Origin of the sequence: Cupriavidus taiwanensis LMG 19424 (genome assembly GCF_000069785.1) — a bacterium.
Classification (GTDB): Bacteria; Pseudomonadota; Gammaproteobacteria; order Burkholderiales; family Burkholderiaceae; genus Cupriavidus; species Cupriavidus taiwanensis.
This window is the reverse complement of record NC_010530.1, coordinates 1,581,926-1,606,710: the sequence shown is the minus strand read 5'-3', so window position 1 is coordinate 1,606,710 and position 24,785 is coordinate 1,581,926. Positions and strand designations below refer to the sequence as shown.

Below are 24,785 nucleotides of genomic sequence, written 5' to 3'. Positions count from 1 at the left end.
CGCATCGCAGGCGGGACACCACCTGAGCCTCAATAATTCATCGTCACGTTAAGCATGGCGACGCGCGGATTGCCGACTGGCAGCACGTTGTTGTTCAGGCCGCCTGCGTAGTACATCTTGTCGAACACGTTCTTGACGTTGAATGCCGCACGCCAGTGCGAGGCCACGTAGCCGACGGCAAGATCGGCGACGGCATAGCCCGGCACGGTGTAGTTGAAGCTGTAGCCGCGCTTGGCGCTCTCGCCCCGCACGCCGGCGCCGACGTACCAGCCGGCCAGCGCGCCACGCAGGCGATACTGGCTCCAGACCGAAAAGCTGTGCCGCGGGACGCTGTTCAGCGGCTTGCCGACGTTGGCGGCGGTGGTGTCCTCGGTGACTTCGCTGGCGATATAGGCATAGGCCGCCGACACGCTCAGGCCATTGCCGAGATCCTGCGTCAGCTCAAGTTCCAGCCCGCGCGAGCGCTGTTCGCCGACGGCCACGCTGAAACCGGTATTGACCGGATCGCTGCTGAGCACATTGGCGCGCGTCAGGTCGAACGCGGCCAGCGTCAGCAGGCCGGTCTTGCCCGGCATGTCGAACTTGACGCCTACCTCGTACTGGCGGCCCTTCTCGGGCTTGAAGGTCGCGCCGCTGGCATCGGTGCCGGCATTCGGCAGGAACGACGTGGCGAAGCTTGCGTACGGCCGCGCCCAGTGCGTCAGGTCGTACATCACGCCCGCGCTGCCGGTGACGGCGTTGCTGTCATTGTCGGTACGCGACGACGCCAGCCGGTCCGTTGTGCCCGTCCGCGCGGATTCGTAGCGCACGCCGCCGGTCACGGTCCAGCGCTCCCCCACGCGGACCTGGTCGCGCAGGTAAAGCCCCAGCGCATCCAGGGTATCGGTCGCATCCAGGCTATAGGCGGACGGGCAGTTGATGCTGGCGCCGTAGACCGGGTTGTAGACGTTCAGCGCCGCGACGCGGCAGGTCTTCTGCAGGCGGTCTTCCTTGGTGTGTCGGTAGTCGACGCCGAAGGTCACGCTGTGGGCATGCCCGGTGAACGCAAAGGTACGCTGCACGTTGGTGTCGACGCCGAACGAATCGCCGGAAAAGCTCTGCTGCGTGCCGCTGCGGTTCATCGACTGGCTGTTGAGGGCCATGGTGCCGGCCGATACCAGCGTGCCGGTCAGCGACGAGGTCTGGTAGCGCAGGTTCTGGTTCAGGGTCCAGCCGGAGTCGAAGCGATGCGTCAGCGCGTAGCCGATGCGGTTCTGCTCGCCGTCATAGGACGGCGCATTGGGTTCGCCGATAAAGCGGTTGGCCGGCACCACGCCATTGCGGTTCGGCACCAGCGTGCCGTTCACGGGCAGGCCCTGCTGGCGCACGTAGTTGCGCTGGTTGTGGCTGGCCAGGATGGTGAAGTCGGTGCGCGCGCCAAGGTCCAGCGTCAGCGACGGCGCGAGCCAGCGGTTGCGATACCAGACAAAGTCGGTCGGATCGTCGCTGTTCATCACCAGCCCGTTCAGGCGGAACGCCGCCTTGCTGTCCCTGGCCAGCGGCGCGCCCACGTCGACCGTCATCTGCCGGAAGCCGTAGTTGCCGACGGTGAGGCCCAGTTCGCCGAACAGTTCCGCGCGCGGGCGCTTGCTGACCATGTTGACCAGGCCGCCGGGCTGTACCGCGCCGAACAGGATCGAGGCCGGCCCCTTGAGGACTTCCACGCGCTCCACGCCGAACAACTGCTGCGCCACGCGGTTGTTGCTGTCGACCAGCAGCCCGTCGGCAAAGATCGATTCCGAGGCGCGCTGGCCGCGGATGATGAAGTCGTCCCAGCCGCGCCGGCCGAAGGTATTGGTGACCACGCCGGCGGAATTCTGCAGCGCGTCGCTGAGGTTTTGTGCCTGCTGGCTGTCGAGCAGGTCGCGCGTGATCACGGTGATCGATTGCGCGGCGTCGGCCGCCGATTCCCCCGACTTGGTCACGCCAGCGGCGCGCCGCGTGGCGAAACCGATGTCGGCCTGTCCGTCACCGGCGGCACTCACCGTCACGGATGGCAGCGTGGCAACGTCTTCGGCGGCGTGGGAGGCAACGGCTGGCAGCAGCAGGGAACTAGCGGCTGCAGGGATGGCAAGACGGCGGAAAAGCATGACGGCCCGGTGCGAAAGCAAAGAAAGGCCGAATAATAAATGAGAATAATTCTTGTTCCTAGGATTTTATCGACGCAGGCACGGTTGCTTCGTCAACATGCGGAATACCGGCGAAATGGCGAAATGGCAAAATGCCGAATCGCGAAATGGCAGCGCGGCCGCGCTCACATGGTGTCGTCGCGATCCTCGATCACCGACATATGCCAGCAGGACATAAACAGCGCGGCAATCAGCGGACCTATCACGAAGCCGTTGATGCCGAACACGGACATGCCGCCCAGGGTGGAGATCAGCACGACCCAGTCCGGCAGCTTGGTGTCCTTGCCGACGAGAATCGGGCGCAGCACGTTGTCGACCGCGCCAATCACCAGGGTACCGATGGCGATCAGCGCGATACCCTTCCAGGCCGGGCCGGCCAGCAGGAAATAAATCGCGGCAGGGCCCCAGACCAGCGCGGCGCCAACCGCCGGCAGCAGCGACAGGAACGCCATCAGCGTGCCCCACAGCAGCGCGCCATTGATGCCCAGCAGCAGGAACGCCAGGCCGCCCAGTATCCCCTGCACCGCCGCCACCACCACGTTGCCCTTGACCGTGGCGCGGACCACGGTGGTGAAGCGGCCGACCAGCCGGCGCGTGTGCGCGTCGCTCAGCGGCATGGCCTCGCGGAAGCGATGGGAAATCATCGCGCCGTCGCGCAGCAGGAAAAACACCAGGTACAGCATGACGCCGAGGCCGACGGCGAACTGCAGCGTGTTCTGGCCGATGGCTACGGCCTGGGCCGCCATGAACTGGCTGATGCGGGCAGCACCTTCGGTCAGCTTTGCCTGCAACCCGGCTACGTCGGCGAGTCCCATCTCATTCAGCCAGGCTTCGACCGAAGCCGGCAGGGCCTGCACGGCGGTCTGGAAGTATTGCCCGAAGTCCCATTTGCCGGTCCGGATCTGCTGGTAGGCAAAGGCCGCTTCCTGCGCGAGCGTGGCAATCATCAGGAACACCGGAATAATGGCCATCAGCACGCAGACCAGCAGCGTAGCCAGCGCGGCGAGATTTTCGCGGTTGCCGAATCGCACCGTCAGCTTGCGGTGCATGGGGTGAAACAGGATGGCCAGGATGGTGCCCCACAGGATCGCGCTGTAGAAGGGCAGCAGTATCCAGATAAACGCAATGGTGACGGCGACCAGAAGGATGTAAAAACCTTTCAAATTGCGCATCGGGTAGTCCGCGAATAGAGTCGTCCAGGCACGATGCCGATGATGCCCTGCACGAGGTTTTCCCTTCCATTACCCGTCGGCGTCAGCGGGAGCGTTGCCGAAGGCGTTGCGCTCCATGATCTGGTGATCTTTTCCATGGATCAGCAGCTCGACCTTTGCACGCCTGGCTTTTTCCATGCCGGTAGCGATCGCATGATCCAGCGACGTGAATCGCTGCTGGTTGCCGGAGCGGCCTTCCGCTTCGACGGCCCAGCCGTTATGGGTCGGCACGACATGGATATTCTTGCCAGGCATGGCGCTCTCCGGAAGTTGGCAGTAAGAGTGTCAGCGCTGTGCCGTTGCCGAGGTATCGGACGCCGTCTGACAAGGCCGTCGGATATCCGGAAAGAAGGCACAGCCATCCGGCGGCGGCAACGCCCGCCAGGCGCCATGGCGGGCGTTCTTCATGACAAGGACAGAGTGCCGCGCCGCTCAGCGCATCTTGTCGATAATCCCTTGCATCTCGTCGACGTTGAAGGCGCGCAGCGTTTGCGTGCGCACGTTGCCCAGCGCGCCGACCGCGAGGCCGAATGCGGTCATGCTGGCGTCATCCTGCGCCTCGACGGTCAGCACGATGTCGTATTTGCCCAGGGTCCAGTAGATGTCTTTCATCTGCACCCCAAAGCGCGCCCCCATCTCGCGCACCGCGGCGGCGCGCTTGGTGGTGTCCTTGACGGCGCGGATGCCCTGGTCGGTGAAACTGGCTAGCACGATATAGCGGGTCATGGCGGGATCTCCGGTAAAGGATCGATCGAACGCCGTCCCGGCTGCGCGCACGCGACCGGTCGCAGCAAGCCGGGGCAGTGGTTCAGGGCGTCCCGGCGCAGCGCCTGGGGCCCCCTGAGCAACCCCACACCGACGCATATCGCGCGCCAGCCGGCGTGGCGCGCCGCGCTGCGGCAGGTGCCGCGGTGCATGCCATCGCGCCGCAGCGCGCTGTGTATCAGTTCTGATACAGCAGGCTCGCCTCAGTCCTGTGCCGGCCCGCTGTCGCTGCCTTCCGGCGTATCGAGCGCGCGCATGTTGTCCAGCAATTTCAGCAGGTAATGCAGCGTGTGCGTCAGGTCGTTGGTGGAGAACCCGTCCAGCGCCTGCTCGTAGTACTGCCGGATCTTCGGCTGCGCCTGGTGCAGCCATACCTCGCGGCCCGGCTCGCTCATCCGCACCAGCCGCGAGCGGCGATCGCGCCCGTCTGGCGCCAGCGTGACGTGGCCGTCCCGTTCCATCCGGCTGACCAGCCCGGACAGGTTCTGGCGGCTCACCATCAGGTAGCGTGCCAGGTCGCCGACGCTCATGCCATCAGCGGCTTGTGGCCGCGACAGCGCACCCAGCACGGCCCATTGCTGTGTCGTCAGGCCTTCCGCTTCGACGGCGCGCGAGCCCGTTTTATGCAACATATTTGCGCATTGGTACAGGCGGAAGAACAGCCGGTTGGCCAGTTCCATGCGCGCAGTGGTAGGGAGTTCGTCTCCGTTTTCCGGGTTAACCATAGTCATTTCCAAAGGATAGCGGCCTTGCGCGCGCTGTCTGTCGCGCCTAGTATACGTCAATATATTGACGTAAATAAAGGTGCATGTGGCGGCGACACCGCCGGCACGATAGCACCGGAACCCTGAAAGGAGAACGGCTGTGCAAGGACTCGAAGGCAAGGCGGTCATCGTGACCGGCGGTGGTGGCGGTATCGGCGGCGCAACCTGTTTGCGCTTTGCGCGTGCGGGCGCGGCGGTGGGCGTGCTCGATTTGAATCCGGAGGCGGGCGAGCGCGTGGCGGCGCAGATCCGCGATGCCGGCGGCCGCGCGTTGGCGGTGCGCTGCGACATCACCGATCGCTCCAGCGTCGATGCGGCAGTCGCGGCGGTGGAGCAGGGACTGGGCCCTGTCGACGTGCTCGTCAACAACGCCGGCTGGGACGTGTTCCGTCCGTTCGTCAAGACCGAGCCGGCGCAGTGGGAGCGGCTGATCGCCATCAACCTGACCGGCGCACTGCATATGCACCACGCGGTGCTGCCCGGCATGGTGGCGCGCAAGCGCGGGCGCATCGTCAATATCGCTTCGGATGCCGCCCGCGTGGGGTCTTCCGGCGAAGCGGTGTATGCCGCGTGCAAGGGCGGGCTGGTGTCGTTCTCCAAGACCATCGCGCGCGAGCATGCGCGCCACGGCATCACCGTGAACGTGGTGTGCCCGGGGCCGACCGAGACCGCGCTGTTCGAAGACTACAAGCAGGGCGCGGGCAACCCCGAGAAGCTGGTGGAAGCCTTCACCCGCTCGATCCCGCTGGGCCGCATCGGCCAGCCCGACGACCTGCCCGGCGCGGTGCTGTTCTTCGCCGGCGACGATGCGGCCTTCATCACCGGCCAGGTATTGAGCGTGTCGGGCGGCCTGACCATGAACGGCTGAGCGCAAGCCATCCAACTGACAACGGAGACGACCATGCAATACGAAGATATCCGCTATGAGGTGCGCAACGGCGCGGCCTGGATCATCATCAACCGCCCGGAAAAGATGAACGCCTTCCGCGGCCGCACCTGCGACGAACTGATCCACGCCATCAACCGCGCAGGCTATGACCGCGAGATCGGCGCCATCGTGCTGGCCGGCGCCGGCGAGAAGGCCTTCTGCACCGGCGGCGACCAGTCCGCGCACGAAGGCCAGTACGACGGCCGCGGCACCATCGGGCTGCCGATGGAAGAACTGCACAACGCCATCCGCGACGTGCCCAAGCCGGTGATCGCGCGCGTGCAGGGCTATGCCATCGGCGGCGGCAACGTGCTGTGCACGATCTGCGATTTCACCATCGCTTCGGACAAGGCCGTGTTCGGCCAGGTCGGCCCGCGGGTCGGCTCGGTGGATCCCGGCTATGGCACTGCGTTCCTGGCTCGCGTGGTCGGCGAGAAGAAGGCGCGCGAAATCTGGTACCTGTGCCGCCGCTATCCCGCCGCCGAGGCGCTGGCGATGGGGCTGGTCAACGCCGTGGTGCCGCACGAGCAGCTCGACGCCGAAGTGCAGAAGTGGTGCGACGAGATCCTGGACAAGAGCCCGACCGCGATCGCCATTGCCAAGCGCTCGTTCAACATGGACACCGCACACCAGGGCGGCATCGCCGGCATGGGCATGTATGCGCTCAAGCTCTACTACGACACGGAGGAATCGCGCGAGGGCGTGCGTGCCTTCCAGGAAAAGCGCAAGCCGGACTTCCGCAAGTACGCGAAGTGAAAGGAGCCAGCGGAGACAGCCATGAATCCCTACCTTGACGAAGACCTGTCGGCGCTGGCCGAACATGCCCGTCGCTTTGCCGACGCCCGTGTCGCATCCGGCTACCTGGAGCGAGACCGTACCCGCGTGCTCGACCGCGCGCTGATGCGCGAGATGGGCGAGATGGGCTTTATTGCGCCCGAGTTGCCGGAACACTACGGCGGGCAGGGCATGGGCTCGCTCGCGGCAGGCGTGATCCACGAAGCGGTGGCGCGCGCCGACCTGAGCCTGTCGTACATCAACCTGCTGGCCTCGCTGAACGGGCAGATCCTGGCGCACCACGCGCGGCCGGAGATCGCCGGCCCGTGGCTGCAGCGCCTGACGCGCGGCGAAGCGCTGCTGGCGATCGCGCTGACCGAGCCGCGCGGCGGCTCGGACGCGGCCAGCCTGCGCCTGCGCATGGAGCGCGATGGCGACCACTATGTGCTCAACGGCGAGAAGACTTCGATCTCCGCCGCAGACCAGGCCGATGCCGCGGTGGTGTTCGCGCGCAGCGGTTCGGTCGAGGCGGGCGCGCGCGGCGTGTCGGCGCTGCTGGTGCCGATGGACCTGCCCGGCATTACGCGCAACCGCTTCGACTGCCATGGCCAGCGCGCCATCGGGCGCGGCTCGATCTTCTTCGAGAACGTGCGCGTGCCGGCCAGCCATCTGCTCGGCAAGGAGGGCGAAGGCTTCGTGCAGGTGATGCAGGGTTTCGATTTCTCGCGCGCGCTGATCGGCCTGCAGGTGCTGGCCGTGGCACAGGCGGCGCTGGACGAGACCTGGGAGTACGTGGCCGGGCGCCAGGCCTTCGGCAAGCCGCTGTCGGCGTTCCAGGGCGTGTCGCACCCGCTGGCCGACTTCGAGACCCAGGTGCAGGGCGCGCGCCTGCTGTGCCTGCAGACGCTGTGGCTGAAGGACCGCGGCCTGCCGCATACCGCCGAAGCCGCGATGTGCAAGTGGTGGGCGCCCAAGCTGGCGTACGACGTGGTGCACCAGTGCCTGCTGTCGTTCGGCCACGGCGGCTATGACCGCGGCGTGATGGAGCAGCGCCTGCGCGACGTGCTCGGCTTCCAGATCGGCGACGGCACCGCGCAGATCATGAAGACCATCATCGCGCGCACCCGCGCGGGGCGCGAAGCGGTACCGGCCTGACGCGCGCGCCCGACGCACCGACTGGCAGCACACAACAACGAGGAGACCGCCATGGATTTCGACGCCGTATTGATCGCGCCGCGCCGTGCCGCCAGCATTGCCGCCGGGCACTGGCAGGACCGTACCATCCACGACTATCTTGCCGCCTGCGTGCGTGACCGGCCCGACGCGCCCGCGCTGACAGCGCTCAGCATCGACCGTCAGCACGTGACGCGCTTCACCCGGCGGGAACTCGCGCGCATGGCCGACCGCGTGGCGGTGGGTCTTTCCCGCCTCGGCATCGCGGCCGGCGACGTGGTCTCATGCCAGCTGCCCAACGGCTGGCACCTGAGCGTGCTGTACCTGGCCTGCGCGCGCCTGGGCGCGGTGCTCAACCCGGTGATGCCGATCTTCCGCGAGCGCGAGCTGTCGTTCATGCTGGCGCACGCGCAAAGCAAGGTGGTGGTGGTGCCGAAGCTGTTCCGCGGCTTCGACCATGCGCAGATGCTGCGGGGTTTGCGCGATGCGTTGCCCGCGCTGCGTCATGTCGTCGTGGTCGATGGCGATGGCGACGACAGCTTCGAGGCGCTGCTGAGCGGCCCGCACTGGGAAGACGGCGCCGATGCCGCTGCCATCCTGCAGCGCAGCCGCACCGGTCCGGACGACGTCACGCAGCTGATCTACACCTCCGGCACCACAGGCGAGCCCAAGGGCGTGATGCATACCGCGAACACGCTGTTCTCCAACATCGTTGCCTATGCCGGCCGGCTGCATCTCGGCGGCGACGACGTGGTGCTGATGGCATCGCCGATGGCACACCAGACCGGCTTCATGTACGGCCTGATGATGCCGGTGATGCTGGGCGCGCATGCGGTGCTGCAGGACATCTGGGACCCGGTCCGCGCCGCCGCGCTGATCCGCGACGAGGGTGTGACCTTTACCATGGGTTCCACGCCATTCCTGACCGACCTGGCGCGCGTGGTGGCCGACTCCGGTGTGCCGGTGCCGAGCCTGCGGATCTTCCTGTGCGCGGGCGCACCGATTCCGGGCGCGCTGGTCGAGCAGGCACGGCAGGCGCTGGGCGCGAAGATCGTATCCGCGTGGGGCATGACCGAGAACGGCGCGGTCACCACGACGCTGCCGGAAGACAGCGACGAACGCGCGTCGACCACCGACGGTTGCCCGCTGCCCGGCGTGGCGATCCGGGTGGTCGATGGCACCGACACGGACGTGCCCGTCGGCGAAACCGGCCGGCTGCTGGTGCGCGCCTGCTCCAACTTCGGCGGCTACCTGAAGCGCCCGCAGCTGAACGGCACCGATGCCGACGGCTGGTTCGACACCGGCGACCTGGCCCGGCTGGACGCGGACGGTTACCTTCGCATCGCCGGCCGCAGCAAGGACGTGATCATCCGCGGCGGCGAGAACATTCCCGTGCTGGAGATCGAGACCCTGCTGTACCGGCATCCCGCGGTGGCGCAGGTGGCGATCGTGGCCTATCCCGATGCGCGCCTCGGCGAGCGTGCGTGCGCCTTCGTGGTGCCGCGGGCGGGGCAGTCCATCGACCTGGACGGCATGGTCGACTGGCTCAAACAGCAGAAGATGGCGCTGCAATACATTCCCGAGAAACTGGTGGTGCGGGATGCGCTGCCAGCCACGCCCGCCGGCAAGATCCAGAAGTTCCGGCTGCGCGAGATGCTGGTGGGCGATGCGGGCTTTATCTAAATTGCGCAATTAACCGCCATGACCCGAACGCGCCCGCCAACGCGCGGGCGCGGCAAGCCACCAAGGGTGGTGGCGGAAAGTAGTGGTGGGCGGGGTGCGTCAACGGCCTGCACCGGGATAGCCGTGTCTGCGCGGGGCCAGCCAGCGCCACAGCCGGTGCCGCCATGCGCCGCGGGCGTGATGGGCGACGGACTTGCGGCGGGTCACGTGCAGCGAGGCGGCGGTGATCGCATACAACTCGACATGGCCGGCGTCGGACAAGGTGAAGCATTCGCTTGCCGTCAGCGCCGTGTCCTTGGGATCGCCATCGCGGATCAGCCACAGTTCGCCAGCGGTGCAGCGCACCGCAACCTGTTCGCCAGGCCCGGCGACCAGCCGCAGCGAGCTGCGGGCGGGCAGGGTGGCGGTCATGTCGTTACTGACCAGGTACATGATGGTCTCCCGGTTCAGGCCACGGCCAGGCCGCCGGATACCGGCACCTGGCGCGGCCCGGATGGCGGCCGTACGAAATCGGCGAGGCGCTGGATCACCGCAGGATCGCGCAGGATGCGGCGATGGCCGAGGCCGGTGGTGGTCTCCAGCCGTGCACCCGGCCAGGCGCCGGCGATGGCCGCGCCATCTTCCCAGCGCACTTCCTTGTCGTCGCGGTCATGGATTACCAGCGTCGGCGGCACCGGGCGGACGCGGCCCAGGTCCGGCACATTGAAGGCGGACCATGGCATGCCCAGCCAGCGCTCGCTGTGGCGCTGCATGCGGCCCAGCACGGCTGGCGTCACGCCAAGTTGCCATGCCAGCGCCGCGCATGCCGCGCCCATGTCGGCGGGCGCGCCCAGCAGCACCGCGGCGCTTGCGGGCAGGCCCTCGCGCAATGCGAGGGCTACCGCCGCGCCGCCCAGGGAATGTCCCACCACGGCATGGACCGGGCCGGCATGCCACGCTGCCGCCAGCAAGGCGCGCGACATTTCCAGCACGGAGGTCTGCGCGGCGCCGCGCGCGCCGGCATCGGAGGCGCCGTGGGAAAGCGCATCGAACGCGACGACACGCATGCCGGCTGCCAGCAGGCCATCGATCACTGCATGCCACTGGCCCGCATGGCCGCCCCACCCGTGGGCGAGCAGCACCACCGGGCCGGCATGGCCCCAGCGGTAGACCCGCACGCGCCGGCTGGGGCCATGGCCGGTGACCAGGGCCCAGTCGGCCCGCGCCCGGTCGAGCGCGTGCCGTGCCGCGGACGTGGCGGCGGCGCGCGGCGGGCTGAACCAGATGCGCTCGAGCCGGCGTGCCGTCGCTGCGGGCATCACCATGCTGCCGGCTTGCCAGCGCAGGCGCTGCAAGCCCATCAGCACGCGCCGGAAGGCGCCGTCGGTGCCGGCGGATGGCGACGCATCGGTGGTGCGCGATGCCGTCACCGCGGCGGCGGGAGAAGGGGAAACCGGGGTAGGAGAAGAGACTGCTTGCGTCACGACCTGCACCTCCAATGGATTCTGGATTGCGCGGCGTCATCGGAACCGGGCGGGCCGGAGGCGTCTCGCGCTTCTTAACGACCGACCAGTCGTGCTTTTTTCAGTACAAAAAAAGCCCGCCGGAGCGGTTTGCTGCCCGCCGGCGGGGTAGCGCCGGCGCCGATGTCATGACCCGGCAGGGTGGGTCGCACCTGCGGTGGCACGCGCGACCAATGCCGCAAAGGCGTGCCGTGCCATCGCTTCCGCGTCCTGCCGTCCCAGCAGCTTGAACGACTGCTGGAACGCCATGCCGATGCCGGAGAGCTCGAAGGCAAACTGGCGCGGGTCGACATGCGGCCCGAACTGGCCTTCTTCGATGGCATCGCCGACAACGCGCGCAATGGTGCTGTGCCAGTCCTTCAGCGACTGCACCACGAGGTCGCGAATCGAACCCGGCCGGTCGCGGTATTCCTGCCCCAGCGCCGTAAACAGGCATCGCCCCTGCGTCACCGTGCCGCCCAGCCATTCCAGGTAGCCTTCGAACAAGGCTTGCAAGCGCGGCAGGCCGCGCGGCTGGCGCATCGCCGGCCGGACCACGATGTCGCCGAAACGCTCCACCGCCAGGTCCAGCACCGCCTGCTGCAGCACCTCCTTCGACTTGAAGTGCGCATACAGGCCGCTCTTGGACATATTGGTGTCGGCCGCCAGCGTCGCCAGCGACAACTGCTCGAAGCCGACCTTGGCCGCGGCGTCCAGGGCCTGTTCGATGATGGCTTTGCGGGTGAGGTGTCCTTTCTGCATGGAGCGAAGAATAGCACGACCGGTCGGTTTGTCAACGAAACCGGATGCATGGTAGTTGCCCCGACTTGCGTTGTTGTGTTCGCGAGGCCATAACGTCATACAGCTCTGCATGTGACGTCAACGCAAATTGAGGGGGCCCGTTACTGACAAGGCGGCGCGAAGGCGTTGTGCATTGCCCGCCGCCTGGAGGCACGCCTGCCGGCACACGCCGGCGCAAGATGACGGGCCAGCAAGAAATCTGCACAAAGTGTTCCTGCGGTTACATACGGAACGCTTTGCGTGCTCTATACTCGAATGCACGTCCGCGCACTTTTTTTCACTGGTGACTGGAGACCGACATGAACAGTACAGCCGTGCCGAGAGGCGCTAGCGAACCGTTCCGGCAATTGCGGGCGCTGCGCCGCGCGCGCAAGCTCAAGCAGGAGGACGTTGCCCGCAAGGCGGGCATTTCACGGGAAGCCTACCTCAGGGCGGAATCAGGCCAGGCCGACCCCCGCATGTCGACCTTCCTGGCGGCCTGCGAGGCGCTGGGCCTGGAAGTCGTGCTGGCGCCGCAGCACCTCGCCGCCGACGTCAACGCTTTCATAGCCAGCCGCAACGGCGGCGTGACCGCTGCCTCGATGGCCGGCCAGCCCGCGGGCAGCGCGCCGGCACCAGCCTCGACACCGGCATCCGGCGGCGGTTTCGGCCCGGGTACCGGCGAGGGCCACAAACCGGTCTGATGCGCCTTCTGCCTGGCCAGCCCAATGCTTTGCGGGCTGGTTCGTGGTAGCGGGCCTCCAGGCCACCCTAAGCAAGCGGCGCGTGCCTCCCGGCGCGCGCCGAGCCACTTTTGTCCCTTGACCCGGTCCCGGTCCTGGCCATGGACTGCCACGACGCCGCAGGCCTGACTGCCTGAGCCGGCGCTTACTGCTTTTCTGTGTTTCTGCCGCGCCTGGTGCATCCGTCAGCGGCATCCTGCCCATTTCCCGATTCGCCACCTACAACTGCAAGAGCCGCAAGTGCGCCGCGTGCTACCCGCGCGCATCCGCGGTTTGACACGCCACGCCCCGATGATTACGATATGGTAAATTCATTCAACAATACGTAATTCACGCGCCGTGCGGCCAGCGCTGCGCTGGTGGACCCACCCGGAGACGCAAGACAACACCATGGACCTCACGCATACCCAGCTTGCCGAGCACGGCTATATGTCCGGCTTCGCCAACGAATTCGCCACCGAGGCACTGCCCGGCGCGCTGCCGGTGGGTCAGAACTCGCCCCAGCGCGCGCCCTATGGCCTGTATGCCGAGCAGTTGTCGGGCACGGCGTTCACGGCGCCGCGCGCGCACAACCGCCGCTCGTGGCTGTACCGGATCCGCCCGGCGGCAATGCACAAGCCGTTCACGCTGATCGAACAGTCGCGTTTCCTGAGCCGCTTCGACCAGGTGCCGCCGTCGCCGAACCAGATGCGCTGGAGCCCGCCGGCGATGCCATCCGTGCCGACCGACTTTGTCGACGGCATCGTCACCATGGCCGGCAATGGCGGCCCGGAGGCGATGACCGGCTGCGGCATCCACCTGTACCTGGCCAACCGGTCGATGCAGGACCGCTTTTTCTACAACGCCGACGGCGAGATGCTGATCGTGCCGCAGCAGGGCCGGTTGCTGATGGTGACCGAGCTGGGCCGCCTGGCTGTCGAGCCGCACGAGATCGTGGTGATCCCGCGCGGCGTGCGCTTCCGCGTGGAGTTGCCCGATGGCGAGGCGCGCGGCTATATCTGCGAGAACTACGGCGCGCTGTTCCGGCTGCCGGACCTGGGCGTGATCGGCTCGAACGGGCTGGCCAACCCGCGTGATTTCCTGACCCCGGTGGCAAGCTACGAAGACCGCGAAGGTGCATTCGAACTGGTCGCCAAGTTCCAGGGCAACTTGTGGCGCGCCGACATCGGCCACTCGCCGCTCGACGTGGTGGCCTGGCATGGCAACTACGCGCCGTACAAGTACGACCTGCGCCGCTTCAACACCATCGGCTCGATCAGCTACGACCATCCTGACCCGTCGATCTTCCTGGTGCTGCAGTCGCCGTCGGATACGCCGGGCGTCGACACCATCGACTTCGTTATCTTCGGGCCGCGCTGGCTGGCCATGCAGGACTCGTTCCGCCCGCCCTGGTTCCACCGCAATATCGCCAGCGAGTTCATGGGCCTGATCTCGGGCGTCTATGACGCCAAGGCCGAAGGCTTCGCGCCCGGCGGCGCCAGCCTGCACAACTGCATGAGCGGCCACGGCCCGGATGCGGAGACCTTCGAGAAGGCCAGCGTCGCCGACACCTCGACGCCGCACCATATCGAAAACACCATGGCGTTCATGTTCGAAACGCCGGGCGTGATCCGGCCAACGCCGTACGCCGCGCAGTCGGCGTCGCTGCAGCAGGAGTACTACACCTGCTGGCAGGGACTGAAGAAGCATTTCAACCCGAACACCCGCTAATCGCGGGCGCCTGGCCCGCCCGGTTTCTCCGCTCTCCCGCTCGCGGGAGAGTGGCCGGGGGAGGGCAGCCGCTCAGCAAGCATGACGCGTCATCGCACGCGACCAGTGCCACCAAAATTTCCGGAGTATCCCGATGACCGCCCCCCAAGCCAGCTGGATCGACAGCGCCAACGACGGCAACACCCATTTTTCGTTGCAAAACCTGCCCTACGGCGTGTTTTCCACTCAAGGCCAGACGCCCCGTGTCGGTGTCGCCATCGGCGACCAGATCGTGGATCTCGCCGCGCTCGACCAGGCTGGCCTGCTGCCTGAAGCGGCCAGGGGCACCTTCGCCGCGGCCAGCCTGAACCGCTTTATCGCGCTGGGCCAGCCAGTCTGGAGCGAAACGCGCCGGCGCCTGACGGCACTGCTGTCGGGTGCGGACGCCGCGTTGCGCGACAATGCCGCCTTGCGCGACCGGGCGCTGGTGCCGATGTCGGCCGCGACCCTGCACCTGCCGGTCGAGATCCCGGGCTACACCGATTTCTATTCGTCGAAGGAGCACGCCACCAACGTCGGCCGCATGTTCCGCGATCCGGACAATGCGCTGCTGCCGAACTGGCTGGAAATCCCCATCGGCTACAACGGCCGCGCCAGCTCGGTGGTGGTGAGCGGCACGCCGCTGCATCGCCCCAACGGCCAGATCAAGCTGCCGAACGAGGCGCGCCCGGTCTTCAGCGCCTGCCGCAAGCTGGATTTCGAGCTGGAGATGGGCTTTATCGTCGGCAAGCCCTCGGCCCTGGGCGAGCCCGTCAGCACCGCCGACGCGCCGGCGCATATGTTCGGCATGGTGCTGCTCAATGACTGGAGCGCGCGCGATATCCAGCAATGGGAATACGTGCCGCTGGGGCCGTTCAACAGCAAGGGCTTCGGTACCTCGATCTCGCCGTGGGTGGTCACCATGGAAGCGCTGGAGCCGTTCCGCCGCGACAATCCCGCGCAATCGCCCGAGCCGCTGCCTTACCTGCAGCAACAGGGCCAGAACGCCTATGACATCGCGCTGGAAGTCGCGCTGCAGCCCGAAGGCGCAGCCGCCCCCAGCACCATCTGCCGCACCAACTTCAAGGCGATGTACTGGACCATGGCACAGCAGCTGGCGCACCACACGGTGTCGGGCTGCAACGTGCGCGTGGGTGACCTGATGGGCTCGGGCACGATCAGCGGCACCACGCCGGACTCTTACGGCAGCCTGCTCGAACTCACCCGCAACGGCGCCGAGCCGCTGACCCTGGCCGATGGCAGCCAGCGTAGCTTCCTGCAGGATGGCGATGCGGTAATCATGACCGGTTACTGCCAGGGCGATGGCTATCGCGTCGGCTTCGGTACGGTGTCGGGCAAGATCCTGCCGGCGCGTTGAAGCCAGGGCGCTGGCCGGGGCGCTTCAGCCGGCGTCATCCCCAAGCGCGGCGGCATCGAGGATGACCGCCGCGCGGCCCGACAGCAGCGTACGCCCGGCGGCGCTGACAACAAAAGCGTAGAGCACGGTGGCGCCTTCCCCGCTGAGGCGCTCGGCCGCGACCTCCAGCGGCGCCGCGATATCGTCGAGCCGCTCTGCCTGCACCACCAGCTTGCGCACGCTGGCAAGGTAGCCCGTGCGCGGGCGCTGCGGCGCGCCGCATTCCGGCTCGGCCTCGGCCAGCAGGGCGCCATGCACGGCCATGGCCTGCGCGGCATATTCGATACCGCACACCGCTGCCAGCCGGCCCTGCGCGCGCAAGGGGTTATCCGCGTGCGTATGGCTGGTTGCCGTGCAGCGCACCGATGCCGCATCCCATGCCACCACCGCGTCGAGCAGGCACATGCTGCCTTGATGCGGAATGCGCGCCGCGATCCAGGCGCGGTCCCTGATCTGTTCAGGCATGCGCGTGGCTGCCCAGGCTGGCCACGTCGGCTTCGATCCTCAGCGTGTCCAGATAATCCAGTACCACCGTGCCGGTCTCGCCGCGGGCGATGGCCGCCAGCAGCGGCAGCACGCGCGCGGCCGGGGCCGACTTGCGCAGCGCTTCCAGCGCGGCGTCTGGCATCGTGCTGGCTGGCGCCTGCGTCAGCGTCACGGCGATGCGCGCCAGCGCGCGCGCGCTCGGTTGCGGCGTCAGCAGCAGGGCCACGCCAAACGGATCGGGAATCGGCCGACAACTATGCAGCGGCTCCGGATAGCCGGTGTCATAGGCGATCAGCAGGCAGGGCTCGTCGTCGGCGGCCACCTGCAGCGTGCCTTCCAGCAGCCCCGCGCCAAAGCTGCCGTCCATCGCGCACAGCACGTTCGAGGCGCGCATCGCGCCGGCGGCGATCGACCAGTAGCCGGCGGTCGCGTTGTGCACCGAGTTGTGGAAGCGCGTGGGCGACATCAGCGGCTCGGGCTGCGCCATCGCTTCGCAGATGGCATGGAAGTTATGGCCATCGCTGCTGGATGAGGTAAAGATCGTCGGCAGCGTCGCGGCATCGCGGCCACTCGCTGCCACCGCCTGCTGGCCCACGCCCAGCGCCAGCCGGACGGTCGGGCCGGTGCGGCGTCGCTCGGCCGGCGGCAGGCCGGCGGGCAGCGGCAGCTCGGTGGCCGCGTGCGCGTGGGGCGTGCGCCCCGCGAGCACGGCGCTGGCTTGCTGCCAGCCGGTCAGGCCAGGGCCGAGCAGGCCGATGCTTTCGATATAAACGGGCTGCGACATGGCGCTGGCTCAGTGAGCAACCGCGTCCGCACGGGCGAACAGCAGGCTGCAGTTGGATCCGCCGAAGCCGAACGCATTGCTCATGGCGTAGCGCAAGGGCGTGTCCCGGTTGGCGAGCTGGTAGTTCACGTCGAGCGCGGGGTCGACCTGCGCGGTGTTGATGCCGGCCGGCACCAGGCCATGGCGCAGCGCCAGCGCGCAGATCACCGCCTCGAGCGCGCCGGCCGCGCCGAGCGCATGGCCGGTGGCGCCCTTGGTCGAGCTGCACGGCGTGCCGGGCAGCACCGCCGCCATGGCCAGGGCTTCGGCAGCGTCGTTGCTGCGCGTGGCGGTGCCGTGCAGGTTGACGTAGCCGACCTGCGCCGGCGCGATGCCAGCGCCGGCCAGTGCCTGCGCCATCGCCATGCGCGCCCCCAGCCCTTGCGGGTGCGGCGTCGACATATGGTGCGCGTCGCTCGATTCGCCGATGCCCGCGAGCAGGATGGCATCGTCCGCCACCGGGCCGGTCACGCGTTCGAGCAGGCCGAACGCCGCGCCTTCGCCGATCGAGATGCCGTTGCGCGCCACGTCGTAGGGCCGGCACGGCTGCCGCGACAACAACTCCAGCGCATTGAAGCCGTACAGCGTGGTGTGGCACAGCGAATCCACGCCACCCACCACGGCCGCGTCGATCAGCCCGGCCTCCAGCATGCGCCGGGCCGAGCTGAACACCTTGGCCCCCGACGAACACGCCGACGATACCGCCGCGGCCGGCCCTGACAGGCCCAGCTGCTGCCGCAGGAACGCCGGCAGCGAATAGGGGTTGTGCGTGCCGCCATAGTGGAAGTCCGGCGGCAGCGCGCCGCTGGCCGGATCGCGCTGGCGATAGCCCAGTTCCGTCTGCAGCACGCCCGCGGTGCTGGTGCCGAGAAAGACACCGATGCGGTGGGCGCCGTAGCGCGCCGCCGCCTCGCGTACCCGTGCGGCAAAGCCGTCCTGCTCCAGGGCCAGCTGCGCCAGCCGGTTGTTGCGGCAGTCGAACTCTGACAGCCCGGCTGGCAGCGTGACGGCGTCGAGGCCGTCAACTTCGCCGACGAAGGTATCGAGGGCGACATCGCCGAACTGGCACGGCGCCAGGCCGCCGCGCTGCGCGCGCAGCGCGGCCAGCGTGGCGTCGATGCCGGCGCCGAGGCAGCTGGTGGCGGTGAAATGCGAGAACAGGAGCGGGGACACAGCTTCGGTGAGGCGAATGGAAGGATTCTCGGAAGGCAGCGCCAATTGTAACAAGCGGCGCCGGCTCAGGCCGGCGGCACCGCTGCGCGCAGCGTCACGCAGCGCAGGCCGGCGCGGTCGATGGCGGCGAGCAGGCCCGGCAGCACGGTGGTGCAATGGGGCTGGCCGGCAGGGTCCAGGCCGGGGTTGCCGTCATGCAGCAGCAGGATGTCGCGCGCGGCCAGCGTGCCGTACAGGCGCCGCGCCACGCGCGCGGCGTTGTTGCCGTTCAGGGTATCGAAGCCGCGCCGGGTCCAGGCCGCCAGTTGCAGCCCGAGGCGGCACAGGACCGGCTCCAGGAAGGGGTTGCGCAGCCCCGCCGGAGCGCGGAAGAAGCGCGGCGCCTCGCCGGTGATCTCCGCCAGCACCTGCTGCGCGGCGGCGATGTCGCGCTGCATGCGGCCGGGCCCGAACGTGGAGAAGTGCAGCCGGTGGTACATGCTGTGGTTTTCCACGGCGTGGCCGCGGCGCACGATCTCGCGCACCAGTTCGGGATGCGCCGCGGCGCGCTCGCCGATGCAGAAAAACGTCGCGCTGGCGCCGTGCTGGTCGAGCAGGTCGAGCACCTGCGGCGTCAGGTCCGGGTTGGGGCCATCGTCGAAGGTCAGCGCCACGCAGCCCTCGGCGGATGGCGGCAGGCGCAGCAGGTTGGGGCCGAGCCAGGTGCTGCGCGGCCACAGGCCGGCCGCGCACATCGCGACATGGGATGCGCCGATGCCGGCCAGGCCCCAGCCCAGGCCTTGCGGATAAGCGAGCATCGCGCCGACGGCGCCCACATGCACCGCGGCGGCGCCATAGAGCAGCGGGGTGGGCCGCCATGGGCGGCTGGGAGGGCGCCCGGGCACGGCAACGCCCGGTGCGAATAGCGGCTTCATGTTGCACTCCCGGCCTTCGCCGCTGCCGCGGGCGAGGCCGCGGGCGCGAGGATGGCCGAAAACCACAGCGCCAGCACGGCGCCGGGGCCGACTGTCAGGCCGAATGCCTTCAGCAGCGGCAGGCTCGACAGCGCCAGCAGGCCGAACGCGGCCACCGTGGTCAGGTTGGCCAGCAGCAGCGACACCAGCGTATGCGGTGAAGCGCCGGCCGCCTGGCCGTCCGCTGCCGGGCCATTAAAGAATAGTGCGTAGTTGGAGCCGACCGCTGCCAGCAGCAGCAGGCCCACCAGGTGCAGCAGCGTCAGCGGCTGTCCCAGCGCCGCCAGCCCGCCCAGCACCACCACCGCGGCGGCGGCCAGCGGCAGCACCGTCGCCACCACCCGCCGCGGCGAGCGCAAAGCCACGGCCAGCAGGGCGATGATGGCCAGCAGTCCGGCCAGCGACAGCAGCAAGGCCTCGCGCAGGTAGCCGGCATAGAGCCGGTCCGATTCGCCCTTCAGATCCACGAACAGGGTCTCGGGCACGCCGGCGCGCTGGATCGCGGCACGCACCGCGGCGCTGTCGACGCCGTCGGCCGCGCCGGCATGGTTTTGCGCATGCACCGGCGCGCGCAGTGGCAGCGTGGCGCTCCAGCGCCCGGTGCGCTGCACCAGCAGGGCGTCGACCGCCAGTGCCATCGACGTGCCGCGCAGGCTCTCGCGCTGCAGCAGGGGCCCGGTGCGGGCCGCTTCGGCCTGTGCCAGGAAGGGGGCGAACACCGATGCGCGCACCGGCTGCGTGGCGATGGCGGCATGCAGGCGCTGTGCCAGCACGTCGGGCGGCGGCAGGCTGGCCTGGCGTTCGCGCTGGGTGGCCGCGCTGGGCAGATAGCGGGCCGGACTCTCGTAGCCGCCGATAAAGTTTTGCGCCACCAGCGGTTCCAGTTCATGCGCCACGCGTTCCGCGCCCTGCAGCACGGATTCCTGGTCCGGCCCCGACACCACCACCAGGTAGCGCACGTCCGGGGCGCCCAGGTTTTCGCGCAGCGAGGTATCCAACGCCTGGTCGCTCGCCGATACCGGGCTCAGCGCCTGCAGTTCCCGGCCCCACAGCGTGCCGCGGTGCTGGGCCAGCACCACGCAGGCGCCCGCCACCAGCAGCACGACTAGCCAGCGCAGACGGGGCGCCCGCAGCGTCAGCCATTGCAGCTTGCGGCCGAGCGGCGCGACGTCGCGCAGATGCAGCGTGGCCGGGACCAGCTGCGGCAGCACGAAGCGCGTGACCAGCGCGGCGGTGGCGAGTCCCGCGATCGAATAGAGGCCCAGCTGCGCCAGTCCCGGAAAGCCCGACAGCAGCAGCGACGCAAAGCCGCAGACCGAAGTCAGCACCCCCAGGCGCACCGTCGGCCAGAAGCCGCCCAGCCAGGCGCGTTCGTCGCGCTGGCCGTTGCGCGTGTATTGCGCGGACTGCACGAACAGGTAAATCGAATAGTCCACCGCCTCGCCGATCAGCGTGGTGCCGAAGCCCAGCGTCAGGCCATGCACCGCACCGCCAAAACCCAGGCTGACCGCGGCGATGCCCGCCAGCGCGCCGCTGAGCACCGGGACCAGCCCAAGCACCAGCAGCGGTACCGAGCGGTACACCGCCAGCAGCAGCGTGACGATGATGGCCAGCCCGATGGTCGAGAGCCGCTCGACATCGTGCCGGATGGTGTCGCGCGCCTTGACCGAGAACACGCCGGGTCCCGTCATCACCAGCTGGTAGGGGCCGCCCGCGTTGGCGGTGGCAAAGGCTTGCTGCACGGCGGCCATCGCCTCTGCCTGCGCATCGGTATCCGAGCCGGCGCTGGCGGTCTGCGCCAGCAGCAGCGCGCGCTTGCCGTCGCGCGATGCCCACGCGCCCGCATGCATCGGCACGCGCTGGCCGGCATCGAGCTGCGCCAGCATCGCCGCGACCTCGCCGGTGGGATCGCGCGGCAGCAATGACTTGGTGAAGAGCCCGGCGGAAGAGGCCAGCAGCGCGAACGAATCATTCACCGCCCGCGCTAGCCCGTGTTCGGTGAAACGCTCCGGCGTGACCTCGGGGCTGAGCAGGTAGCGGTGCGCGAACACGTATTCGCGGTCCGCCGCCTGGTTGACCGGCTCGCCGTTCTGCACCGAGGCGAAGCGGCGGTCGCCGCGCAGTTGCGCCGCCATCGCGCGCGAGACCCGGGCGCGGCCCTCGGCATCGCCGCCCTCGATGCCGACCAGGATCAGGCGCGATACCAGCCCGTCGCGCAGCTGGTCCACCAGCAACTGCTGCTCGGCGCTGGGCAATCGCGGCAGGAAGGCCGACAGGTCGGCGGTGAAGGTGGTGCGGCTGACGACCGCGGCGCAAGCCAGCAGCGCCATCACCCACAGCGCCAGCGCCAGGCGGCGCGGTGCCGCGCTCATCGGTTCGCGGCCGGCCGGATCTTCATCACCGAACGGTCACCGTCGGCCTGCCGGATCTCGACCTGGTCCAGCACATCCTGCCTGCCTTCGATACGCACCTGGCTGACGGCCGCGGCCATGCGCGAATCCGCCGGCGTCAGCGTCAGCGTCCAGCGGCTGGCACGGCCTTCCACGCCCAGCTTGTAGTAGCGCTCCAGCGCATCGCGGTTGCCGGCCAGCGTGGCGCGGATGCTCTCGATAAAGGCCGCGATCTCCGGGTAGTTTTGCAGCGGCATGGTGTAGCGCTTGCCGTCGCGCTCGACGGTCAGCATGTCGCCGTCCAGCACCAGGTTTTCCGCCTTGGGAGAGAGGGTGCGCTTTTCGAGGTGGTCGGGCGCGGTGAAGCGCAGTTCGCCCGAGGACTGCACCGGCTTGTCGAGCAGTGCCAGGTACTTGGTCTCGGTAAACAGCACGCGCCCGGACTTGCGCTGGGCCAGCGTGGACATCAGCTGGTCGACGCCGAACGCGGCGTTGGCGGCCGGCGCAGCGGGTGCGGCCTTGGCCGTCAGCGGCGCCAGCGCAAGCAGGGCGCTCGCCAGCAGGGTCGACGACAGATAGCGGAAAGGGCGCGCAAAGAAAAACATCAGTGGCGGCTCACGGGTTAGGGCTCGTTGCCAGGCGGCGGCTGCTCGGACAGCGGCGGGCCGGCGTGCCAGAAGTCATAGAAGTTGAACCAGTTGTACGGGGCGCTGCGGCTGAACCGCTCCAGCAGCCGCACGTAGTCCGCCAGCGCAGCCTGCACCGCGGTTTCGCGCTGGCCGCGCGCGGTGTCGGTGAAGTCCGCCAGCGGCACGAAATGGACGTCGTAGCGGTTGCCGCCGCGGTACAGGCCGGTGATAAAGAACACCGGCCGCCGCAGCATGGCCGCCATGCGCAGCGGGCCGGTGGGGAAGCCCGTCGGCGCGCCGAGGAAATCGCACTGCTGCACCGGGTCGGTGGCGCGCTGCGACAGCGTGCGGTCGGCCAGCATGCCGATCATGTAGCCGCGGTCCAGGTAGTCGCGCACGCGCAGCATGGTGTCGAAGCGGCCCAGCGCGATCACGTCCTGGCGCATCGCCGGATTGATCGACTGCAGCACGTCGTTGAGCTTGTGCGCGTTTTCTTCGTACATGGTGATCGCCACCTCCATCTCGGGGTGGCGCCGGCCGAGCGCGCGCACCACCTCGAAACTGCCCAGGTGCGCGCCCAGCAGGATGGCGCCGCGGCCGCGCGCCATCGCGGCTTCGAGCTGCTGCTCGCCATGCAGGCGGATGTCGAACAGGTCGAAGCGGCCGTTGAGCAGGTAGATGCGGTCGTGGATGGTCGAGGCGAAGGTAAACACATGGCGGTAGCCGTCGCTCCAGCCGGCCTGGCGTCCCAGCACGCGGTCCAGGTACGCGCGCGACGCATGGCGTGCCGCCGGCGCGAACAGCATGAAGTAGGCGGCAATGGCCCGCAGCACCACGCGCCCGGCGGGCCGGCCCAGCGCCAGCGAGATCCACGTCATGACGCGCAGCAGCGTGATGCTGCCGCGCTCTTCGCGGCTGGACCATTCCGCATCCAGCGGCGCCTGGCGCCGCCACAGCCAGCTCAGCATGGCAACGCTCCGGCTTGCGGCACGTTGGCGCGTACCTGCAGCGTGCCGCTGGCGACATCGCGCCCGGCGCTGCGCAGCGTGAAGCGGATGGTCTCGCCGCCATCGCCTGCCGCCTCGGACTGGTGCAGCACCTCGACACGTTCGCCCGGGCGCACCGGGCTCAGGAACTTCAGCATGCTTGCCTGCGCGACGGCAAGCGGGCGGCCCCGCGCGGCCCCAAGCGCCAGCACCGCATGGTCCAGCAGCACCACGCCCGGCACGATCGGGCGGCCCGGGAAGTGACCGGCCATGGCAGGGTGGCCAGTGTCGATGACAAAGTCCGGCGCAGGCGCGGGATGGCGCGGCCGCGGGGCGGACAGCCTTGCCACCAGCGCGGCGAGCGCTTCGCGCGGCAGCTTGCCCGCGGCATTGCGCGGCAGGTGGTCGGCAAAGTACAGCGGGCGCGGCATGAAGGCCGGGTCGATCCGCTCGCGCAGCGCCTGCTGCAAGCGGGCCGGCGTCAGGCCCGGGGCGACCACCACGGCCACCAGGCGCACCACGTGCCCATGCGCGTCGCCTTCATGCGCGTCATCCGGCATGAAGAACGCGCCGTCGCGCACACCGTCTATCGCGGTGAGCTGGTGATTCAGGTAGCCCAGCGAAGTCCGCTTGCCGGCGATGTTGAGCAGGTCGGCCTTGCGCCCATGGAGCAGGAAGCGCTGCGCGTCGAGCGGCGCGATCGCGTCGCCCAGCGGCACCGGCTGCTCGATATGGCCGCCTTCTGCCCAGGTTTCGGTATCGTCGCCGGCGGCGTTGGGGCGGGCCTGCAGCCGTACCCCTGGCACCAGGGTCCAGGCGTCTTCCCGGGCGGTGCGGCGGGTGGCCAGTTGTCCGGTCTCGGTGCTGCCGTAGATCTCGCACAGCGGCGCGGCGAACAGTGCCTCGGCATCGGCGGCCAGCTCGCGGCCCAGCGGCGCGGTGGCGCACAGCACCAGGTCGGCCGCAGGCATGGCCAGGCCGGACTGCACCAGCGTGCGCAGGTGCACCGGCGAGCTGACCAGCGCGCGCGGCGCCGGCACCGCCGCCAGTGCGGCACTGACATCGGCCGGATAGAACGCCGGCGCGGCCACCAGCGCCGCGCGTCCCTGCAGCGCCAGCATGACGGTGGCTTCGAGGCCGAACATGTGCTGCGGTGGCACCGTGCCGGCCAGCGTCCACGTCCTGCCGTCGAGCAGGCCGAGCCGTTGCGCCGCGGCGCGTGCGCAGCCGGCCATGGCGCCCCAGGTCTTGCGGTGCGGCACCGGCGTGCCGGTGGATCCGGACGTAAACACGTAGGCCATGACCTGCGCCGCCGGAATCCGCGGGATCTCGACCGGGCCGGGCGCCGCTGTGGCCGCCGGGACATCCTGGTACTGCATCGCCGGCATGTCGAAGGCCGCATCGGGCTGGTCGTGCAGGCAGAAGGCGTCGGGCGCGAAGGCAAGCAGCTGGCGCACCGTCTCGGGCGTGTGCGAAGGCGGCAACAGCGTCGGCTTGCCCGCCAGCAGCGCCGCGCACAGCCCGACGGTGAAGCGGTAGCGGTCGGCGCAGGCGTTGAATACATGGCCGCCAGCCGGCAGCGCGGCCGCGAGGCGGGTTGCATCGGCCAAGAATTGCCGCACGGTGACAGGCCGTCCGTGCGCCCAGGCGATGAGATCGTCGGGCGTGGCGTGGGCGACGAGGGGAAGCGTGGACATGGACGGAACCTGTGCGCGGGTCGCGGTGCCGGG

Annotated in this window: 23 protein-coding genes; 7 read left to right on the top strand and 16 right to left on the bottom strand. The window is 68.9% G+C overall.

Annotated features, from left to right (window positions below):
* Positions 1–29 precede the first annotated feature (29 nt).
* The 5 genes from RALTA_RS22820 to RALTA_RS22800 all read right to left on the bottom strand — a co-directional run bounded on the left by RALTA_RS22820 (position 30) and on the right by RALTA_RS22800 (position 4,869).
* Positions 30–2,129: a TonB-dependent siderophore receptor gene (locus tag RALTA_RS22820; RefSeq protein ID WP_012356307.1), complete on the bottom strand. Its 2,100-nt coding sequence runs from the start codon at positions 2,127–2,129 to the stop codon at positions 30–32.
* 164 nt (positions 2,130–2,293) lie between these two features.
* Positions 2,294–3,340 (bottom strand): AI-2E family transporter, encoded by a 1,047-nt coding sequence (locus tag RALTA_RS22815; RefSeq protein WP_012356306.1) that lies wholly within the window; start codon positions 3,338–3,340, stop codon positions 2,294–2,296.
* A 69-nt stretch (positions 3,341–3,409) separates the two neighbouring features.
* A complete protein-coding gene (locus RALTA_RS22810; RefSeq protein ID WP_012356305.1) occupies positions 3,410–3,634 on the bottom strand; it encodes a DUF2188 domain-containing protein in 225 nt (74 codons plus the stop codon).
* A 177-nt stretch (positions 3,635–3,811) separates the two neighbouring features.
* The gene (locus RALTA_RS22805) at positions 3,812–4,105 is read right to left on the bottom strand and encodes a GYD domain-containing protein (protein ID WP_012356304.1); all 294 of its coding nucleotides are present in this window, start codon (positions 4,103–4,105) and stop codon (positions 3,812–3,814) included.
* A 242-nt stretch (positions 4,106–4,347) separates the two neighbouring features.
* Positions 4,348–4,869, bottom strand: a complete 522-nt coding sequence (locus RALTA_RS22800) for a MarR family winged helix-turn-helix transcriptional regulator (RefSeq protein WP_012356303.1) — start codon at positions 4,867–4,869, stop codon at positions 4,348–4,350.
* A gap of 139 nt (positions 4,870–5,008) precedes the next feature.
* Here RALTA_RS22800 and badH point away from each other — a divergent pair, with 139 nt between their 5' ends.
* From badH to aliA, 4 genes are read left to right on the top strand one after another with little or no spacing between them, the layout of a single operon-like run.
* Entirely contained in the window at positions 5,009–5,776 is a 768-nt protein-coding gene (gene badH / locus RALTA_RS22795; protein WP_041232580.1) for a 2-hydroxycyclohexanecarboxyl-CoA dehydrogenase, read from the top strand.
* Positions 5,777–5,809: 33 nt separating this feature from the next.
* Positions 5,810–6,592, top strand: coding sequence for a 2-ketocyclohexanecarboxyl-CoA hydrolase (gene badI / locus RALTA_RS22790; protein WP_012356301.1), 783 nt, complete (start codon positions 5,810–5,812; stop codon positions 6,590–6,592).
* Between the two features lie 21 nt (positions 6,593–6,613).
* Positions 6,614–7,765, top strand: coding sequence for a cyclohexanecarboxyl-CoA dehydrogenase (aliB, locus tag RALTA_RS22785; protein ID WP_012356300.1), 1,152 nt, complete (start codon positions 6,614–6,616; stop codon positions 7,763–7,765).
* 51 nt (positions 7,766–7,816) lie between these two features.
* Complete coding sequence (gene aliA, locus RALTA_RS22780; protein ID WP_012356299.1) at positions 7,817–9,466, top strand: cyclohexanecarboxylate-CoA ligase; 1,650 nt, start codon at positions 7,817–7,819, stop codon at positions 9,464–9,466.
* A gap of 99 nt (positions 9,467–9,565) precedes the next feature.
* Here aliA and RALTA_RS22775 read toward each other — a convergent pair whose 3' ends face one another.
* The 3 genes from RALTA_RS22775 to RALTA_RS22765 all read right to left on the bottom strand — a co-directional run bounded on the left by RALTA_RS22775 (position 9,566) and on the right by RALTA_RS22765 (position 11,709).
* A complete protein-coding gene (locus tag RALTA_RS22775; RefSeq protein ID WP_012356298.1) occupies positions 9,566–9,898 on the bottom strand; it encodes a DUF2917 domain-containing protein in 333 nt (110 codons plus the stop codon).
* Positions 9,899–9,912: 14 nt separating this feature from the next.
* Positions 9,913–10,929 (bottom strand): alpha/beta fold hydrolase, encoded by a 1,017-nt coding sequence (locus tag RALTA_RS22770; protein WP_012356297.1) that lies wholly within the window; start codon positions 10,927–10,929, stop codon positions 9,913–9,915.
* A 165-nt stretch (positions 10,930–11,094) separates the two neighbouring features.
* The gene (locus tag RALTA_RS22765; RefSeq protein ID WP_041232579.1) at positions 11,095–11,709 is read right to left on the bottom strand and encodes a TetR/AcrR family transcriptional regulator; all 615 of its coding nucleotides are present in this window, start codon (positions 11,707–11,709) and stop codon (positions 11,095–11,097) included.
* Between the two features lie 338 nt (positions 11,710–12,047).
* Between RALTA_RS22765 and RALTA_RS29205 the strand changes: the two genes are divergently transcribed.
* The 3 genes from RALTA_RS29205 to fahA all read left to right on the top strand — a co-directional run bounded on the left by RALTA_RS29205 (position 12,048) and on the right by fahA (position 15,576).
* Positions 12,048–12,431 carry a helix-turn-helix domain-containing protein gene (locus RALTA_RS29205; protein WP_025584926.1) on the top strand — a complete coding sequence of 128 codons (384 nt, stop codon included), beginning with the start codon at positions 12,048–12,050 and terminating at the stop codon, positions 12,429–12,431.
* Between the two features lie 429 nt (positions 12,432–12,860).
* Complete coding sequence (gene hmgA, locus RALTA_RS22750; RefSeq protein ID WP_025584928.1) at positions 12,861–14,180, top strand: homogentisate 1,2-dioxygenase; 1,320 nt, start codon at positions 12,861–12,863, stop codon at positions 14,178–14,180.
* A gap of 133 nt (positions 14,181–14,313) precedes the next feature.
* The gene (fahA, locus tag RALTA_RS22745; RefSeq protein ID WP_012356293.1) at positions 14,314–15,576 is read left to right on the top strand and encodes a fumarylacetoacetase; all 1,263 of its coding nucleotides are present in this window, start codon (positions 14,314–14,316) and stop codon (positions 15,574–15,576) included.
* Positions 15,577–15,600: 24 nt separating this feature from the next.
* Here fahA and RALTA_RS22740 read toward each other — a convergent pair whose 3' ends face one another.
* From RALTA_RS22740 to RALTA_RS22705, 8 genes are all read right to left on the bottom strand, one after another.
* A complete protein-coding gene (locus RALTA_RS22740) occupies positions 15,601–16,080 on the bottom strand; it encodes a beta-hydroxyacyl-ACP dehydratase (RefSeq protein ID WP_012356292.1) in 480 nt (159 codons plus the stop codon).
* Positions 16,073–16,885, bottom strand: coding sequence for a beta-ketoacyl synthase chain length factor (locus RALTA_RS22735; RefSeq protein WP_012356291.1), 813 nt, complete (start codon positions 16,883–16,885; stop codon positions 16,073–16,075). The genes RALTA_RS22740 and RALTA_RS22735 overlap by 8 nt, the downstream gene beginning before the upstream one ends.
* Before the next feature lie 9 nt (positions 16,886–16,894).
* On the bottom strand, positions 16,895–18,097 hold the full coding sequence (locus RALTA_RS22730; protein WP_012356290.1) for a beta-ketoacyl-[acyl-carrier-protein] synthase family protein: 1,203 nt from the start codon (positions 18,095–18,097) through the stop codon (positions 16,895–16,897).
* 65 nt (positions 18,098–18,162) lie between these two features.
* Positions 18,163–19,011 carry a polysaccharide deacetylase family protein gene (locus RALTA_RS22725; RefSeq protein WP_041232578.1) on the bottom strand — a complete coding sequence of 283 codons (849 nt, stop codon included), beginning with the start codon at positions 19,009–19,011 and terminating at the stop codon, positions 18,163–18,165.
* Positions 19,008–21,422: an MMPL family transporter gene (locus RALTA_RS22720; protein ID WP_012356288.1), complete on the bottom strand. Its 2,415-nt coding sequence runs from the start codon at positions 21,420–21,422 to the stop codon at positions 19,008–19,010. Before RALTA_RS22720 ends, RALTA_RS22725 begins: the two co-directional genes overlap by 4 nt.
* Positions 21,419–22,045 carry a LolA-related protein gene (locus tag RALTA_RS22715; RefSeq protein ID WP_012356287.1) on the bottom strand — a complete coding sequence of 209 codons (627 nt, stop codon included), beginning with the start codon at positions 22,043–22,045 and terminating at the stop codon, positions 21,419–21,421. The genes RALTA_RS22720 and RALTA_RS22715 overlap by 4 nt, the downstream gene beginning before the upstream one ends.
* Positions 22,046–22,062: 17 nt before the next feature.
* Positions 22,063–23,037 carry an LpxL/LpxP family acyltransferase gene (locus RALTA_RS22710; RefSeq protein ID WP_012356286.1) on the bottom strand — a complete coding sequence of 325 codons (975 nt, stop codon included), beginning with the start codon at positions 23,035–23,037 and terminating at the stop codon, positions 22,063–22,065.
* Entirely contained in the window at positions 23,031–24,752 is a 1,722-nt protein-coding gene (locus RALTA_RS22705; protein ID WP_012356285.1) for an AMP-binding protein, read from the bottom strand. Before RALTA_RS22705 ends, RALTA_RS22710 begins: the two co-directional genes overlap by 7 nt.
* Between the last annotated feature and the right edge of the window lie 33 nt (positions 24,753–24,785).

Coding starts and splice junctions, on each gene's coding strand:
- RALTA_RS22720 (WP_012356288.1), bottom strand. CDS start 21,422: ATGAGCGCGGCACCGCGCCGCCTGGCGCTGGCGCTGTGGGTGATGGCG.
- RALTA_RS22775 (WP_012356298.1), bottom strand. CDS start 9,898: ATGTACCTGGTCAGTAACGACATGACCGCCACCCTGCCCGCCCGCAGC.
- RALTA_RS22810 (WP_012356305.1), bottom strand. CDS start 3,634: ATGCCTGGCAAGAATATCCATGTCGTGCCGACCCATAACGGCTGGGCC.
- RALTA_RS22710 (WP_012356286.1), bottom strand. CDS start 23,037: ATGCTGAGCTGGCTGTGGCGGCGCCAGGCGCCGCTGGATGCGGAATGG.
- aliB (WP_012356300.1), top strand. CDS start 6,614: ATGAATCCCTACCTTGACGAAGACCTGTCGGCGCTGGCCGAACATGCC.
- RALTA_RS22800 (WP_012356303.1), bottom strand. CDS start 4,869: ATGGTTAACCCGGAAAACGGAGACGAACTCCCTACCACTGCGCGCATG.
- hmgA (WP_025584928.1), top strand. CDS start 12,861: ATGGACCTCACGCATACCCAGCTTGCCGAGCACGGCTATATGTCCGGC.
- badI (WP_012356301.1), top strand. CDS start 5,810: ATGCAATACGAAGATATCCGCTATGAGGTGCGCAACGGCGCGGCCTGG.
- RALTA_RS22815 (WP_012356306.1), bottom strand. CDS start 3,340: ATGCGCAATTTGAAAGGTTTTTACATCCTTCTGGTCGCCGTCACCATT.
- RALTA_RS22805 (WP_012356304.1), bottom strand. CDS start 4,105: ATGACCCGCTATATCGTGCTAGCCAGTTTCACCGACCAGGGCATCCGC.
- RALTA_RS22740 (WP_012356292.1), bottom strand. CDS start 16,080: ATGCCTGAACAGATCAGGGACCGCGCCTGGATCGCGGCGCGCATTCCG.
- RALTA_RS22725 (WP_041232578.1), bottom strand. CDS start 19,011: ATGAAGCCGCTATTCGCACCGGGCGTTGCCGTGCCCGGGCGCCCTCCC.
- RALTA_RS22735 (WP_012356291.1), bottom strand. CDS start 16,885: ATGTCGCAGCCCGTTTATATCGAAAGCATCGGCCTGCTCGGCCCTGGC.
- RALTA_RS22820 (WP_012356307.1), bottom strand. CDS start 2,129: ATGCTTTTCCGCCGTCTTGCCATCCCTGCAGCCGCTAGTTCCCTGCTG.
- RALTA_RS29205 (WP_025584926.1), top strand. CDS start 12,048: ATGAACAGTACAGCCGTGCCGAGAGGCGCTAGCGAACCGTTCCGGCAA.
- RALTA_RS22715 (WP_012356287.1), bottom strand. CDS start 22,045: ATGTTTTTCTTTGCGCGCCCTTTCCGCTATCTGTCGTCGACCCTGCTG.
- RALTA_RS22705 (WP_012356285.1), bottom strand. CDS start 24,752: ATGTCCACGCTTCCCCTCGTCGCCCACGCCACGCCCGACGATCTCATC.
- aliA (WP_012356299.1), top strand. CDS start 7,817: ATGGATTTCGACGCCGTATTGATCGCGCCGCGCCGTGCCGCCAGCATT.
- RALTA_RS22765 (WP_041232579.1), bottom strand. CDS start 11,709: ATGCAGAAAGGACACCTCACCCGCAAAGCCATCATCGAACAGGCCCTG.
- fahA (WP_012356293.1), top strand. CDS start 14,314: ATGACCGCCCCCCAAGCCAGCTGGATCGACAGCGCCAACGACGGCAAC.